Raw genomic sequence first — 14,692 nt, 5'->3', positions numbered from 1 at the left:
ACTTCCTAACCTTATAAACGGTCAAACAGCGACAAACCATCGATCTTCACATAGCTTGCTTGCGTTGCTTGCAAAGCGGCCATGTAATTACTCAATCGTACCGACGCTTCACCATAGTCCAGAGCAGAGAGGTCTCCAGATACTTTGTCAACGAACAGCTTGTTTTCACTGTGCGCGCCACCAACAAGATCTAAGTTGTTGTGTCGACCACCAATCTCAGTCATGGTCCCTAGTACGTTTGAAAAAGTATCGTCGATAGCACTGATACTCGCCTCAACTTCAGCTCTGAAGTTGGCGGTAGGGCTCTCAAACTCTTTGATCAGCGCATCAATTTGGTTAAGCACGTTATGGCCTCCCCCAAGGTCCAATATTTCTTTTGCAGTCATATTGGAATCCATCGTGACACCTTTAGCAATTGTTACTACGCGCTTGTCACTATTACCTTCAATTACGTAGCTGCCGCTCGCTTTACTTACAGCCGCAGTATCCGTTTTAGTACCAGAGAAAAGGTAGTGCCCTTCTTCATCCTGCGCGTTAAAAGACGACTCAATAGAGTCACGGTAACTCTTAAGTTCTGTAATCATACCGCCACGACTTTCGTCAGTAAGAGAGCCGTTCGCACCCCAAAGCGCGATGTCTCGCATGCTTTTTAAGCTTTCTTTGATCGAATCTAAATGGGTTTCTTGACTCGATAGCGTCGTTTTTACGTTTTCAATGTTGTTTTTGTACTGAGCAATCGCACTGGTTTCTCGGTCTAAGTTAAGCAACTTGATCGAAGCCATTGGATCATCAGATAGTTTAGTTAGACGCTCACCTGTCGTCATTTGTTGTAGCACGTGCCCCAGACCTGCATTGTTACCTTGCAGACTTTGCAGCATCATTTGGCTAAATTGATTGTCACTGATTCGCATCTGGGTTTCCTTTAAAATAACTGCAATACAGAATCGAACAGCTGATTCGCTGTGCTGATCACTTTCATGTTGGCGTTGTGCGCATTAGCAAACGTCATTAAGTTAGCCGCTTCTTCATCGCTGTTTACGGAACTAACATTATCGCGAGCTGCGTGCGCTTGCTTGTTCATGGCTAACTTCGCTTGATAATCAGCATTAGCTTGGCGTGCTTTAATTGCGGTTTGACCCACCATTGAACTAAAGGCATCGTTCAAGCTTACTGAGCCGTAACCTGATACCGCCACTGGCTTGTTGCTTAACTCGATCAATGATTGCAACGCATCTGCGTTACCTGGCGTACCATCACTTGAAAAAGCAAGCTCACTTGGAGTTAACTCAGTGATATCCAAACTGGCTGCAGGGTTTGCTGGGTCATAGCTGAACAAAGGTTTACCTGGGTTGCCATTTAAGTCTTTGCCAGTTGCAAGCACGGCGTTGTATTCATCCGCGAGAGCTTTCGCCATGTCATTCAGAGCCAGTTGGTTTGGTTTCAACACTTCGGTTTGATAGTCATTAATCGCACCTAATTTGCCACCAAGCGAGTCACCAATCGCAAAACTTTGATTCGAGAACGTGACGTGTAAGTCCGCTAAGTAAGGATCACTCGGGTCAGGAATGGCTTCCAGTTTGCCATGGTCCGTACCCATCACAAGCGGTTGACCAGAGGTTAGTGTGACCTGAACACTGCCGTCATGCTGCTGTGTTGTTTTGATTTCAATGGTTTGAGATAACTCACCGATTAACCTATCTCGTTCATCCATTAACTGTGATGGGTTACCACCTGTACCTTGCATCTCTACCAGTTGCTTGTTCACCTTCGCGATATTTTCCATAAGGCTATTCGCGTGGTTAAGCGCTGCATTACGTTGGTCGCTCATGTCTTTATGTTGATTGTATAAAGACTCGGTAAGCGTATTAAAACGGCGGGCCAAAGCTTCAGATTCGTTAATGATCTGCTGGCGGTAAGGTATGGATTCCGGCTTAACGGTCGCATCGTTAAGCGCAGCGTTTAGCGAGTCCAAGCCAGCCGATATACTGAAACCATCGGCACCAAGCGTATTCTCCAGCTGACTCATGTTACTGGTGTATCCAGATGCGTATGCCGCCATACTGTTAGTCGACCACGTTTGCTTAATCAGAAATTGATCAGTAACGCGGCGAATGCTAGTGACTTCTACCCCTAAACCTGGACTTAAGCGATTGGCTTTACCATCATCGACAGACGCCATCAACGCTTGTTGACGACTGTAACCCACGGTATTCACGTTTGCCACGTTTTGCGCGGTTACGTCTAGGGCCACACGGTTCGCGCCTAAACCTGAAAGGGCAATATTAACTAGGTTCATTTACAGCTCCATTTTTCTGATCAACGGCTGAGAAAACGCGGTAGTCATACCGGCCTCACCGAATACCTGTTTAACAGAGGCGACGGCTTGAGAAGCGGTATTAAATAGGCTTGAATTCTTCTCCACCTCTTTAGAATCTACTTGTGAGATAGATTCAGAATTCGAACCTTTACCATCGTTAGCGGATGAGATGTTGCGCGCAGCATCGAAAGCAACCTCACGCATAGACGGGCTCAGCTGCTGGATGAGCATATTGGCAATGCCTGAGCCCTGTTTCTTTGCTAGTTCCATCGCCAGCTGACCGTCATACATATCACGGAATACCCCTTGTTGCTGACTGGCAAACGGGCTGTCTTTATCAGCAAGAGCGTCACTACTGCTACGCATTTGGCGTAACACCATTTGTAGGAACATTGCCTCAAATTGACCTGCGACGACTTCAAGTGCGCCTTCTTGATCACGACTATGCTTGATGTTAGCCAATGCACTGTTGTCGTGATAAAGCATCGAATTTAACTGAGTTTGTTCATTGGTACTGTCTAGCTTCATCCTTAACTCCTTATATCACGACCAATTCAGCGTTCAATGCACCCGCTTCACTCAAAGCTTGCAGGATAGACATCAAGTCTGTAGGCGTGGCACCTAAACTATTTACCGCATTAACTATGGTGTTAAGTTCCGTGCCTGGAGGCCAAATCACCATCTGAGCGAGATCTTCATTCACATCAAGATCCGTTTGGTTAACGACTTTCGTATCGCCATTTGCAAACGCATTAGGCTGACTAACTTGTTGTGATTCAGAAATTCGCACGGTTAAGTTACCGTGACTTACTGCTGCTTCACTCACTTTGACACTCTTACCGATCACCACGGTGCCAGTGCGAGAGTTAAAGACAATACGAGCAGGTTTACGGCCTTCAACAACGCTCATTTCTTCAAGCATCGACATCATGACGACACGCTGCTGTGTATCTTTTGGTGCACGCATATCAATGCGCGCTTTATTGATCGCAACTGCAACGTTAGGTCCAAAAGTGTTGTTAATTTCACGCGCAATATTTTTTGCTGTAGTGAAGCTAGGCTTGCGCAGGTTTAGGGTGATTTCATCACGTTGGTTGAAATCGGTTTTGATTTCTCTCTCTAAAGTCGCACCATTCGGAACGCGACCCGCCGTTGGTGTGTTCACTTCTACTTTGGAGCCACTTCGCCCCTCTGCAGATAAGCCCCCCACAACCACGTTGCCTTGCGCAATCGCGTACACTTCGCCATCAATACCACGTAAAGGCGTTAGCAATAACGTACCACCGCGAAGGCTCTTTGCATCACCGATTGAAGACACAACCACATCCAACGTTTGTCCTGGGCCTGCCATTGGATCAACGGACGCTGTCACACTCACAGAAGCCACATTTCGTAGCTTAGGGTTCATACTGTCATCAATTTGAACCCCAAACTGACGTAGCATGTTGGTAATAGATTGAGAGGTAAATTTCACTTGGTTTCGGTCACCTTGGCCGGCTAAGCCAACCACCAAACCATAACCAACCAGTTGGTTTTCTCGAATGCCGCGAACATCGACCAAGTCCATGATCGGAATTTCCGCTTCAGCACGTGAAGTGCCTGGTAGTCCCAAGCTCAACACCAATAGGAGAGACATAAAGAAAGATTGCATTGTCTTCATTAGAAAGGTACCCATGGGCTGTTGAAGAACTGAGTTAGCCACCCGGCTGCGTTGCTGTCAGCTAGGGCTCCGCGACCTGCGTAGGTAATTCTTGCATCAGCAATTCGTTGAGAAGAAACTTGGTTACTGCGGTTAATATCATCCACACGGACGATACCGGTTAGACGAATAAACTCGTCGCCTTGATTAAGACGAAGCCATTTTTCACCGCTGATACGCAATACGCCATTAGGTAATACTTCGTGTACCGTTACCGTAATGGCACCTTGAAGCTTGTTGCCTTGTGAACTTGATGCACTGCCATCGAAGTTACGTTTGCCATCCACGCTAACCCCTAACTCATCGATAGTTTTCGTGCCTATGGTCGGCGCCACAAAGTTAATTGCTGAACTTTTACCGAACTTAGTACCCGCATTTTTACTCGATGAGGTTTCTTCTGATAGTTGAACCGTTAATACATCGCCAACTCGGTAAGCACGACGATCCTGAAACAGGGTCATCGTGTATTGGTGACGATAAAGGCTACCAGATTGGGTTTCCGGCAGCGTGTAATCGAGCGTTGGTGGTGCATATTCCTCAGCATTCGGCTCAGGCGGAATAAATTCCTGACGGCCAGCACATCCCACCAGCAACACGGCGGCTACTGCCCAACTCTTAGAAAGCCATTTCATTGCTTTTTCCTTCATCATCACCAATTTCATACTTACATTGATTGCGAAACAAACTTCAGCATGTCATCTGCAGCAGAGACCACTTTCGCATTCATCTCATACGCACGTTGAGTGGTGATCATGTCGACCATCTCTTCTACTACTTGTACGTTTGACCCTTCCAGTGCACCTTGCTTGATAATGCCGGCACCATCAGCTCCTGCAATCAGCTCATCAGCTGGACCGCTGGCTTCCGTTTCACGGAATAAGTTGCCACCCATGGCCTCTAAGCCTGCTGGATTGATGAATTTTGCAAGTGTAATTTGACCAAGCTGCTGAGGTGTTGGATCGTCTGCTGTTGTTGTTGTCACGGTGCCATCAACACCCACAGAGAAAGAGACCGCATTGTCAGGGATCTGGATTTGAGGCTCTAAAGGCAGGCCCTGACTGTTCACCATTAAGCCTTCTGAGTTTCGATGGAACTGACCATTACGTGTATACATGATCTGTCCATCCGAGTTTTCTATTTGGAAGAAACCCTGACCCATTACAGCAAGATCCAACTCTTGCGTTGTGTTTTGGGTATTACCTTGCGTGAACACTTTTTGTGTGCCAACAACGCGAACACCGCTACCTAGCTGAATACCACTTGGTAGTTCGTTAACTTGGTCTACTTGGGCGCCTGGTTGACGCTGAATGCTGTAGAAAAGGTCTTCAAATACGACTCGGTCACGCTTAAAGCCAACCGTGTTTACGTTTGCTAGGTTGTTAGAAATGGCAGTCATCTTCGTGTCTTGCGCTGCCATGCCTGTTTTACTTACCCATAATGCTGAATGCATTTTTTACTCCTTCCGGGGCGAGACTTAGCTCGCCGCCATTAATTTGTTACCAGCTTTTGCTAGAGTTTCCGCCGTTTTCATCATGCGAACTTGCATTTCAAAGTTGCGCGTCAGCGACATCACACTAACCAATTCATCAATAGCAGATACGTTACTGCCCTCAATGTGCTCAGGAGAGAGTTGCACGGTTTCATCTGCCGCGAATGGCACGCCATCTACGCTGTGCAGCAAGCTATCGCTCTCTTTTTGCAGTTGATTAATTTCCGGTTTAACCAACTTCAAAGTGCCTGCCACAATTTCTGCGCCGCCACCTGGTGGGATCACTGAGACTTGACCACGCTCGCTGATTTCAATCTTTTGGTAATCCGGCACAACCAAAGGACCATTGTCACCGAGGACAGGGAACCCATTGATTGTTAGAGCGCCAAAAGTATCGACCTGAATATTGCCTGCACGGGTGTAAGCTTCGTTACCCGCTGGGGTTTCTACAGAGAGATACCCCTCACCCATAACCGCAACGTCCAACGGACGTCCTGTTTTCACAATATCGCCAGCGTCGAAACGTGTTGAGGCAGAGTTGGTCACAACCATAGTGCGACCATCAAAACCTGGGCCTTGCATCTCTACACTACGCACACGCTCCATATCCGCTCGAAAACCCGCAGTATCAGCATTTGATAAGTTGTTTGAACGAACGTGCTGCGCTTTAAGAACTCGGCTGGCACCCGACGTTGCCGTAAATAACAAACTATCCATGCAAAACTCCCATTACACCGCGTTAAACAAAGCTTGAGTAAGCTTGTCGCTGGTAGAAATTGTCTTTGCGTTTGCTTGGTAGTTGCGTTGTGCAGTCATTAGAGCAACAAGTTCGCTGGTTAAGTCAACGTTAGAACCTTCTAATGCACCCGGAGTTAGGTCACCCATCGTACCTGAACCCGGAACACCCATAATTGGAGCACCTGAGCTAAAGCTTTGAGTCCATGATGTTCCACTCACTTTCGCTAAGCCTTGTGTGTTTGCAAAATCAGCAAGAACAACTTGACCTTGTAGCTGTGATTGGCCGTTAGTGTAAGTCGCGTAAACCATGCCGTTACCTTCAACGCGTACGCCTGCAAGTTCACCTGATGTGTAACCGTTAGGACTATTAGTACTTACGCCAAAAGCTGCACCAAATTGCGTGCTGCCTTTCAGGTTAATGTCTACACTCATCGCGTTCGCGCCTGCTGCAGGGAATGAAACATTAAACGGCGCAGTCGGTGTTGAAAGCGAGCCGTCTTTACCAAACGTTACAGGCACAGTTGCTACTGGCGTCGTACCGCCATCTACTTGAACGTTTACTTCCCACGAGTTAGAAGCAGTCTTAGTAAAGTACTGAGTTACCGTGTGCGAGTTACCCAATGAGTCGTAGACTTTTGTTGTGTAAGACGAGTTAAATGAGCTTGGATCTTTTGGATTGAATGGCGTTACGGCTTTATCAATAACAGACGCGCTTGCGTCGAAGTTCGCAACAAAATCTAAGCTGTCTGTTGCTTTAGCATTCAGTGAGGAAGTCGATACCTGAATATTACCCACAGAACCTGTCATTAGGTTGTTGTTGCTATCGACACTGTAACCTTGAAGCTTTGCACCGCTGTTAGCCGTAACAAAGTTGTTCTTATCCGTTGAGAACACACCTGAACGTGTGTACAACATTTGACCCATATTATCTTTAGTAACAAAAAAGCCACCGCCATTAATAGCTAGGTCCATCGCACGGCCAGTTCCTGTGATACTGCCGTCTTTGTCGAAGTTCTGTGAAATTGACGCGACTTCCACACCACCAGGTTGCATGCCATTGTATACAGCGGAGAATTCTGTGCGGCCACCTTTAAAACCATACGTTGATGCGTTGGCAATGTTGTGGCTGATTGTGTTTAGCTCTGTGTTGGTCGCGTCCAGACCACTTAGTGCGATGTTAAAACTCATAAATAGACCTCTGATTTCCGTATTTGGTTAAGCACCAAACTGAGTGATTTGATAGAAAGGAACGTTGCCAACGCCATGGACATTGACTAATGCTGCGCCACCGGTATTAGGAATGCGCACTTGCTCAACAGTGCCTGCCATCAGCACATTTGGACTTGCTTGCCCTTCTTGCACTTCTACGGCCACTGAGTATTTGCCTGGTTTAAGACCAAGTTCTTCAGGATTAATTGAAAAGTCGACGTCACCTTTGCCGTGAGCACCTAGTGGCACTTTAGTTGATTGACCAAATTCATCTTTAACAACTAACGTGACTTGGTTTGAGCTATGAGCGAGTTCGATTTTTCCGTTTTGTACGTCTTCACCAAGCTGAAATTCATCCGCATTGACGTAAACCGTTTGCCCAACAAGGCCCGCTGTTGACAGCACTTGCATGTTGTCCAGTAACACCATGCTCTGTTGCATTGTCTTAGACATATTCTCGGTACTTTGTACCTGCGAGAACTGAGCCAATTGACCAACGTATTCCGTACCATCAAGGGGATTAAGTGGGTCTTGGTTTTGAATTTGAGCCACCATCAAAGAAATAAACTCATTCTCCAATGAAGAAGCACTGTTCATGTCTTTAGGGTTTGGTGAGATACCGTTGCTGTCTTTTGCTTTTGTATTTACTTGAGCGTCAGACGATAAAGGGGTGTATTGTGCAATACTCATTAGCTACCCTGCCCTAATCTAAGCAGACCTTGCTGCATACTTTTTACATTGGCTAATACTTCAACATTCGTTTCGAAGCTGCGTGTTGCGGACATCATGTCTGCCATTTCAGCAACTACATCAATATCGGGGTAAAATACATAGCCTTCATCATTAGCCAGTGGGTTGTTCGGCTCAAAACGCTTCTCTGCATCTCCAGCATTTTTAACAACGTCAACAATGCGAACTTCTGCATTGGGATAAGCTCCATTTTCTGTTGTCATTTGCGTTTTTTGGTACACAGTCGCAAATACTGGCTTAAGCGCTTTATAAGCATCTTCTGGATTTGCAGATACTGCATCTGCGTTTGCTAAGTTACTGGCTACCGTATTCAGACGCACAGTTTGTGCTGTCATCGCGGAACCAGTGATCGAGTAAATATCAGTGAATGACATAATTAACGTCCCTCAATCGCTTTCGCTAAGCCATTAAATTTCATGTTGAGAAACGTCAGGCTAGTTTGAAAGTCCATGTTGTTTTGCGTGAATTTTGCTTGTTCAACACCAAGCTCTACGGTGTTGCCATTTTTGCTATTCTGGTAAGGCACCGAGTATTGGGCCTGAACCTGGAACTTTGGCACCGGTTTGTTCACACCACCTGCCGTTACTTGGTTCATTACGGTGGTGAAACTTAGGTCTTTCGCCAAATACCCAGGGGTGTCAACATTTGCTAGGTTACTGGCGAGGACTTTGGTACGCTGAACGCGAAAATTAAGTGCCTCTGGATGTACTCCTAAAGCATTTTCAAATGTGATCGCCATGCATCTTCCTTACAGTTGGCTCGAATACGCCAACATACAAACAAGATACGTGCCATAAAAAATAGCCATATATATCAATGATTTACAAACAAGGATGGAAGCCAAACTTCCGGTTCTCGGAAAGCATTAAAAACAAGAGGAAAGTGTCTACTTCCTCAACAATAATGCTGACGTTACTCGCTTTGACATCAGAACAAGCATTCGCCAACACCAATGACAAAACCCTAAGCGTTGAAGAGATAAGGTCCGTTGTAGCAACGGATTTCGAACAAGAGGTGGATCGCGTAGCGCTCTCCAATCAGTGGGGGGAGTACAAACTGGACTTCGACATGTGGGTGCCCGGTTCAGCCAATCACTTGCCAGAATGTCAATCGCCTTTAGTTATCACAGGTCGAGACAACAACACGTTGCCAGTCGGTAACCTCAAGCGCTCAGTCAGCTGCGACAATATCGCATCACCATGGCGAATTAACGTTACGATAAAGTCTTCGCTGACTCTGCCTGTTTTGGTCGCGACAACCACGGTTGGCCGAAATGAAGTCGTAACGGCTAAACACATAAAGCTTGAAACCCGAACCATCTCTCGCCAAGACGATTTTTATACTCGCCCCGAGCAAGCAGTAGGCTTAGAAACCTCTCGTCGTTTGCGGGCTGGGCAAGTGGTTAATCCATCCAATTTGTCGGCCCCACCTCTAATCGAGAAAGGCAATGAAGTCATAGTCATTGCGAGCAAAAATGGATTTAGTGCCAGCACAAAAGGAGTCGCCTTAGAAGATGGAGCGAAAGGGCAACAAATTGACGTGGAAAACCCAAGTTCGGGCAAGGTCATAAGAGCAGTAGTAACTGGATTAAACCAGGTTCATACTCAATTTTGATTTTTTGACTCGGGGTAACATTTTTTAATTTTGGCTCTCGTCAGTAACACTGAACTTCGAGTACAAAAAAAATATTTAATGTTTATCACATTCTAACCGCCTACTTAATTTAGAACATGATGATGAGGACCACAGCATGAAAATCGACAAAGTCGCGGGCGGTCATGTCCCACAAACAAAATTACAGCAAGCAAGCAAACAGCCTGTCGACGTCGTCGAACAGAGCAAAGTACACGAGCCTGCATTTCAAGCGAATACCGTAGCGATAGATCGCGCTCAAGCTGAAATGGCATCACTACCTGATGTTGATATGGAAAAAGTAGAACAAGTACGCAACGCATTAGCGCGTGGTGAACTTAGCCTAGATACAAAAGTGCTATCCAAGGCAATCATGCAGTTCCATACAGGTCACGAGTAATAAAACGCTAGGAAGACATCATGGCAAGCGCAGTATCGCAGCGAATTCAACAATTTGTTCGCTCTATATCTGAGGATATTAAGCTTTATCAACAACTGCTTCCTTTGCTGCAGCAGCAAAAGGTATTGTACTTAAAGTTTGATGGAGAGGCACTGAACGACAATGTTCAGAAACAAATGCCGATACTCAATAAACTCAGCCGCTCCGCCAATGACAGAAGCCAGTGTATGCGAGCGCTGGGGTTAGCGTGTAATGACGCCAGCGTAAAACGAATTTTCAATGCTTTGCCTGCCCAAATAGGTATGCAAGCTAGAAAACAATGGGCGCTATTGGAAACGTTGGTAAGTCAGTGCCAACAATACAACCAGAGCAATGGCCACAGCTCTGCGGCGTTCCATGAGTTGGTCAGTCAACTCAAACAACCTGTGCAACACACTTATGAAGATAAATCGTTCTAAACGATGTTCGTCTTGCCTACAGATTCAGTCGCCATCTCGGCTGAGTACTGTAGGCCTTTTTATTTTTATTACCTTTCTGTCCTACCTTCCAATCACATGCCAGGCAAAACCAAATGCTGTCGATATTCAAACGCAGTATCAAGTATTAGCACCATACAAGCCACAAATTGCCAAGCGTCTCGATTCATCCAAACCGGTAATTAACCACATTTTCAAACAGCTTCAAAACCACTCATTACCAAATAGCCTAGCCTTAGTACCAATGTTAGAATCTTCTTACAACCCCAAAGCCGTTTCTCACGCTAACGCCGCCGGACTTTGGCAATTGATACCAACCACAGCGAAACGATTCGGATTAACGATAAATACAAAACAAGACGATCGCTTTGACACAGAAGCTAGCACAACGGCCGCGCTCAAGTACCTGGCGTTTTTATACAACAAATTCGATCAAAATATGGCTCTGACCTTAGCTGCATACAATGCCGGAGAAGGACGCGTTGCACGTGCTATTCAGCAAGCAGGAAGTCGAGATTTCCAACAACTCACGCTGCCTAACGAGACTCGCCAATACGTCAGCCGCTTCTATGCATTGGAAAAGTTGATAGATATCGGTCAGTTACAATCCTCATCATTTCAACCTTTACTCTTGTTTGCTCCAGACGCTCCTATGATTTCACAACCGCTGGTCGACTTTAGCCGACTGCCTCCGCTAGTTAATTTGTGATAAAAGCTACGACAGAGCTCAATGTCAGAGAAACGTAAAATTACAAGATCCTGTTCGGCGAATTTGAAAACTCGTGATCTCTATGCAAACGTGTGCAAAAAAGTTGAGGTAAGGTATCTCAAAGATAAGAAAGAGTAGTGGTTTACTAAAAAGCGCCCCAATTGCGCTTGGCAATTGGGTAGATATGCGTCACATTGCGTTTGCAAAAAACATGAAAACCAATGGTCAGACCTAATAATTATTTACACACTAAATGTAAAACAGCTATTGTTTTCATAGTTCGAAACAAATCTAACATATCAAGATGACGCTTCGCTTGCGCGTCTGGAATAAGTCCGGGTTCCGGGGGGGAGTCCGGACTTTTTTATTGCTCTAAAATCTTTACCAACAATAGCGCCAACAGAAGCTAAGTCGTAATGATGCAAGCTAGCTGTTTATAGTAATTCTTTAGAAATCAACTGAAGCAAAAACGTTTCGCGCTCAATGCTCATGCCTTTTTTCGGGCTTTCTGCCATCGTTTTTTCATTGTGTGCAATTGCTTCGTGAATGTTCATCCATACCGGGCGCATTCCATTTTTAACTTCGTAATCTTCATACGCCGTTTCGCCTAGCTCACGTTCGATTTTACATGTATAACAATACGACACCATGTGCATCACGTCAGCGTCATCCTTGTACCACGGACGAAACTCCTCAAAGATTCCGAAAGGCTTAATACCATGTATATTTTGGGCGCCCGTTTCTTCCTCTAATTCACGGACTAATCCAGCAATGACATCTTCACCATCATCAATACCACCGCCTGGTAACGTGTAGTCATGGTAACGTTCTGTATAGAGCAACAGCACATCTTCACCATCAAGTACAATGGCTCGCGCTGCATTGCGCTGAAAAACAATTTTGTCATCCAAATGCTCTATGTCTGGATGAACGGTCGATTTTAAATGTCTCATCGAAAATACCACGGTCAATGTTTTGTGCGCATATTACCGAATTTCACACTTTAAATCATTGTTGTAGGCAAAGTACGTTCGAGCGCTTGTCAGGGAGTGATTGATATGACCTTCACAACAATACGCCAAGAACAGAAGTGTGACGTGCTAATCAGCAATAAATGAGAATATCTAAATTCTTATACGTCCCTCTTACTTTTAACATCTATAAGACAATAATCTCTTAAAGTTGCCTATAATCAATACAATACTCGCCCACCCCATGCGGAGATAAAGAATGAAAAAGACAAATTTAATGATGGCTATGGCTGCAACATTGGTACTGGCTGGTTGTTCAACTTACGAGGGAGCGACCCGCTCAACTGAGTATACCTCCGTTGCAAATCCCGCAGCCGTATACTGTGTTCAGCAAGGTGGTGAGCTGGATACCGTGTCGGAAAACGGCGAACGTGTCACTTACTGTGTGCTGTCGGACAATGAACGCGTCGAGCAATGGGAATACTATCGCGAGAATCACAAAGAAAATGAGGGTGACAACTACTAATTCTTTTTGTCGATACGTCACCTTCCCTCTATCACTTAGGAGCCTTTCGGCTCCTTTTTTATTTGATTTATCAAAGTGTTCTTACGTTGTTTTTACATATCTCTGACTTTACCGCACATCGACCCTATATCGAACAGTGTTCTATTCCTGACATTCCCCTGACATAACTTTCCACTTGGACAATAAAATTTCCAAACACAGATCACACTAATTCACATTTCTTCCACATTTTCTGGGACAGGTGAGCAGATGAAAACACAAATAGTAAAAGAAGCCGAGTCAGCCCCAAGCAACGTTGTTACTGAAAAATCGAAGCGCATTATTTATAAATCGAGTTTAAACGCCTTGATGATTGTCGCTATCAGTATTCTCGTTAACCTTAGTCTTCGTCTTGATTATGTCGTGTTGGGATCAAGCCTTGGCGAGCTTTCCGTTACAGAAACGCTCCAGCTTGTGATGCTTGCTATTGCATCATGGTCGTTTTTCAGCTTATCGAAACAACAGCCTCAGCTAAAGCATGCGTCTATTTTGATTGCAGGATTTTTTGCAGTACTGATTATTCGCGAAACGGACTATTGGACAGACATGATTCATCATGGCTCTTGGGTTTTCCCAGCACTTGCTGTCACCGCACTGGCTTGCGCCAAAGCTTACCAAGGTGGTAAAGGTACCATGAACGAAATGGCGACCATTTTAACGGTGCCACATATGAAGCTATTAGTTGGTGCTGTAATGCTATTATTAGTCTTCTCTCGTTTGTATGGTATGGGTAGTTTTTGGCAACAAGTGATGGACGAAAATTACATCCGTGATGTTAAAAATATCTCAGAAGAAGGTATAGAACTGCTTTGCTACTGTTTGATCGCATTAGGCGCCGTCCGCACAAAACGCGAGCTTAATGAATAGACTCTGGGTCAAAGCGACGGTTCAATGCCGTCAGTATCGGATGGAAGATACTTAATGCCTTTTCCGCAGCACCTACAGATTCATCCAAGGCCGTCATTTCGACGGCCTTTTTCATTTCTTCAATATGTTGCAAAGCCTCTTTATCGAGCGGTAAAGAGAGCAATTTGTGAATAGCATCTCTTGCAATCATAAGTGGCTTTTTTCGGACAATTGATAAATCTCGGAAAAATGCGCCATGCTTGATCCCTTCTAAATAAACTCGGTAGGTTGTGAGTTCATCGAGTAGCAAGAATGTCTCCGCCATAAGCCCTTTATGTGGGTATGGCACGCTAATATGTTTGCTGATATCCAGTGGAATATTGAGAGTCACCCCCATGGATTCGCAATCGGATTTAAGTACTCGTAATAAGCCTTGCTCATCCATCAAATTCTGGATATCAATGATTCGTTCGAGGTGGTAGTCATTAGACAGCAAGATAACCTCAACCGGATGCCCCGACCATAACTCGAACAACCCACTTTTGCACAAAACTTGGGAAACATAACGCATGTTTTGAAACGTGTTCAACGACTCCGTTTCTAAGAGTATATGACGTTCAGGGAACGGATTCACAGAGTCTGCGTTTAGGGTTCTAAAATACGCGTACATCGCCTCTGCTTCAGAAACACTTTGTCCTTGCGTTACTCCGCCACAAAAAATAATCGCCGTTCGCTCTGTCGGTAGTGATGCAGTCCTACAAGACAAAGCTTCGACTCTGGTTATGCCCTCAGAGGTCAACCTGTTATTGACGAGGCGTTTACCTAAAACGATGACGATGTTGTCTAACTTCATTTTAAAATCTCGCGCTTAGTTGGCAGTGTTACAAAAAT

General features: G+C 45.2%; 19 protein-coding genes. 6 read left to right on the top strand and 13 right to left on the bottom strand.

Features of this window, described 5'->3' with window-relative positions; all coding sequences use genetic code 11:
* Positions 1–11: 11 nt before the first annotated feature.
* Genes flgL through flgB form a run of 11 tightly spaced genes read right to left on the bottom strand, consistent with a single transcriptional unit; the run spans position 12 to position 8,941 of the window.
* Positions 12–911, bottom strand: coding sequence for a flagellar hook-associated protein FlgL (flgL, locus tag L3V37_RS03230; protein ID WP_138939755.1), 900 nt, complete (start codon positions 909–911; stop codon positions 12–14).
* Positions 912–922: 11 nt separating this feature from the next.
* Positions 923–2,296, bottom strand: a complete 1,374-nt coding sequence (gene flgK / locus L3V37_RS03225; RefSeq protein ID WP_130546458.1) for a flagellar hook-associated protein FlgK — start codon at positions 2,294–2,296, stop codon at positions 923–925.
* Complete coding sequence (locus tag L3V37_RS03220) at positions 2,297–2,845, bottom strand: rod-binding protein (RefSeq protein ID WP_237305828.1); 549 nt, start codon at positions 2,843–2,845, stop codon at positions 2,297–2,299. It abuts the gene before it with no gap.
* A 10-nt stretch (positions 2,846–2,855) separates the two neighbouring features.
* On the bottom strand, positions 2,856–3,977 hold the full coding sequence (locus tag L3V37_RS03215; protein ID WP_237305827.1) for a flagellar basal body P-ring protein FlgI: 1,122 nt from the start codon (positions 3,975–3,977) through the stop codon (positions 2,856–2,858).
* Positions 3,977–4,648, bottom strand: coding sequence for a flagellar basal body L-ring protein FlgH (flgH, locus tag L3V37_RS03210; RefSeq protein WP_017635111.1), 672 nt, complete (start codon positions 4,646–4,648; stop codon positions 3,977–3,979). Before flgH ends, L3V37_RS03215 begins: the two co-directional genes overlap by 1 nt.
* Before the next feature lie 32 nt (positions 4,649–4,680).
* Positions 4,681–5,466, bottom strand: coding sequence for a flagellar basal-body rod protein FlgG (gene flgG / locus L3V37_RS03205; protein WP_005374008.1), 786 nt, complete (start codon positions 5,464–5,466; stop codon positions 4,681–4,683).
* A gap of 24 nt (positions 5,467–5,490) precedes the next feature.
* Positions 5,491–6,222, bottom strand: a complete 732-nt coding sequence (flgF, locus tag L3V37_RS03200) for a flagellar basal-body rod protein FlgF (protein ID WP_005374009.1) — start codon at positions 6,220–6,222, stop codon at positions 5,491–5,493.
* Between the two features lie 12 nt (positions 6,223–6,234).
* Entirely contained in the window at positions 6,235–7,431 is a 1,197-nt protein-coding gene (gene flgE, locus L3V37_RS03195; RefSeq protein ID WP_017635110.1) for a flagellar hook protein FlgE, read from the bottom strand.
* Between the two features lie 27 nt (positions 7,432–7,458).
* Positions 7,459–8,142, bottom strand: a complete 684-nt coding sequence (gene flgD / locus L3V37_RS03190) for a flagellar hook assembly protein FlgD (protein WP_237305826.1) — start codon at positions 8,140–8,142, stop codon at positions 7,459–7,461.
* A complete protein-coding gene (gene flgC, locus L3V37_RS03185; RefSeq protein ID WP_005374012.1) occupies positions 8,142–8,576 on the bottom strand; it encodes a flagellar basal body rod protein FlgC in 435 nt (144 codons plus the stop codon). Before flgC ends, flgD begins: the two co-directional genes overlap by 1 nt.
* A gap of 2 nt (positions 8,577–8,578) precedes the next feature.
* The gene (flgB, locus tag L3V37_RS03180; RefSeq protein WP_005374013.1) at positions 8,579–8,941 is read right to left on the bottom strand and encodes a flagellar basal body rod protein FlgB; all 363 of its coding nucleotides are present in this window, start codon (positions 8,939–8,941) and stop codon (positions 8,579–8,581) included.
* Between the two features lie 77 nt (positions 8,942–9,018).
* On the opposite strand from flgB, the gene flgA reads away from it, so the two are divergent.
* The 4 genes from flgA to L3V37_RS03160 all read left to right on the top strand — a co-directional run bounded on the left by flgA (position 9,019) and on the right by L3V37_RS03160 (position 11,419).
* Positions 9,019–9,816 (top strand): flagellar basal body P-ring formation chaperone FlgA, encoded by a 798-nt coding sequence (gene flgA, locus L3V37_RS03175; RefSeq protein WP_222712021.1) that lies wholly within the window; start codon positions 9,019–9,021, stop codon positions 9,814–9,816.
* Between the two features lie 136 nt (positions 9,817–9,952).
* The gene (gene flgM / locus L3V37_RS03170) at positions 9,953–10,234 is read left to right on the top strand and encodes a flagellar biosynthesis anti-sigma factor FlgM (RefSeq protein WP_005374016.1); all 282 of its coding nucleotides are present in this window, start codon (positions 9,953–9,955) and stop codon (positions 10,232–10,234) included.
* 20 nt (positions 10,235–10,254) lie between these two features.
* Positions 10,255–10,692, top strand: coding sequence for a flagellar export chaperone FlgN (gene flgN, locus L3V37_RS03165; protein WP_005374018.1), 438 nt, complete (start codon positions 10,255–10,257; stop codon positions 10,690–10,692).
* Positions 10,673–11,419 (top strand): lytic transglycosylase domain-containing protein, encoded by a 747-nt coding sequence (locus L3V37_RS03160; RefSeq protein WP_237305825.1) that lies wholly within the window; start codon positions 10,673–10,675, stop codon positions 11,417–11,419. Before flgN ends, L3V37_RS03160 begins: the two co-directional genes overlap by 20 nt.
* A 434-nt stretch (positions 11,420–11,853) precedes the next feature.
* Here the strand turns inward: L3V37_RS03160 and L3V37_RS03155 are convergent, their stop codons facing one another.
* Positions 11,854–12,372, bottom strand: a complete 519-nt coding sequence (locus L3V37_RS03155; protein ID WP_005374021.1) for an NUDIX hydrolase — start codon at positions 12,370–12,372, stop codon at positions 11,854–11,856.
* A gap of 277 nt (positions 12,373–12,649) precedes the next feature.
* Here L3V37_RS03155 and L3V37_RS03150 point away from each other — a divergent pair, with 277 nt between their 5' ends.
* Together L3V37_RS03150 and L3V37_RS03145 are read left to right on the top strand one after the other, a co-directional pair.
* Positions 12,650–12,916, top strand: a complete 267-nt coding sequence (locus L3V37_RS03150; RefSeq protein ID WP_005374023.1) for a DUF333 domain-containing protein — start codon at positions 12,650–12,652, stop codon at positions 12,914–12,916.
* A gap of 249 nt (positions 12,917–13,165) precedes the next feature.
* Positions 13,166–13,822: a hypothetical protein gene (locus L3V37_RS03145; RefSeq protein ID WP_237305824.1), complete on the top strand. Its 657-nt coding sequence runs from the start codon at positions 13,166–13,168 to the stop codon at positions 13,820–13,822.
* Here the strand turns inward: L3V37_RS03145 and L3V37_RS03140 are convergent.
* Positions 13,812–14,654: a YdcF family protein gene (locus L3V37_RS03140; protein WP_138939760.1), complete on the bottom strand. Its 843-nt coding sequence runs from the start codon at positions 14,652–14,654 to the stop codon at positions 13,812–13,814. The two genes, L3V37_RS03145 and L3V37_RS03140, sit on opposite strands and share 11 nt — an antisense overlap.
* Positions 14,655–14,692 lie beyond the last annotated feature (38 nt).

The sequence above is a fragment of the Vibrio sp. D54 genome (assembly GCF_021728075.1).
Lineage (GTDB): Bacteria > Pseudomonadota > Gammaproteobacteria > Enterobacterales > Vibrionaceae > Vibrio > Vibrio alginolyticus.
Note: the sequence above shows the minus strand (reverse complement) of the source record. Positions and strands in the feature narration are given on the sequence as shown.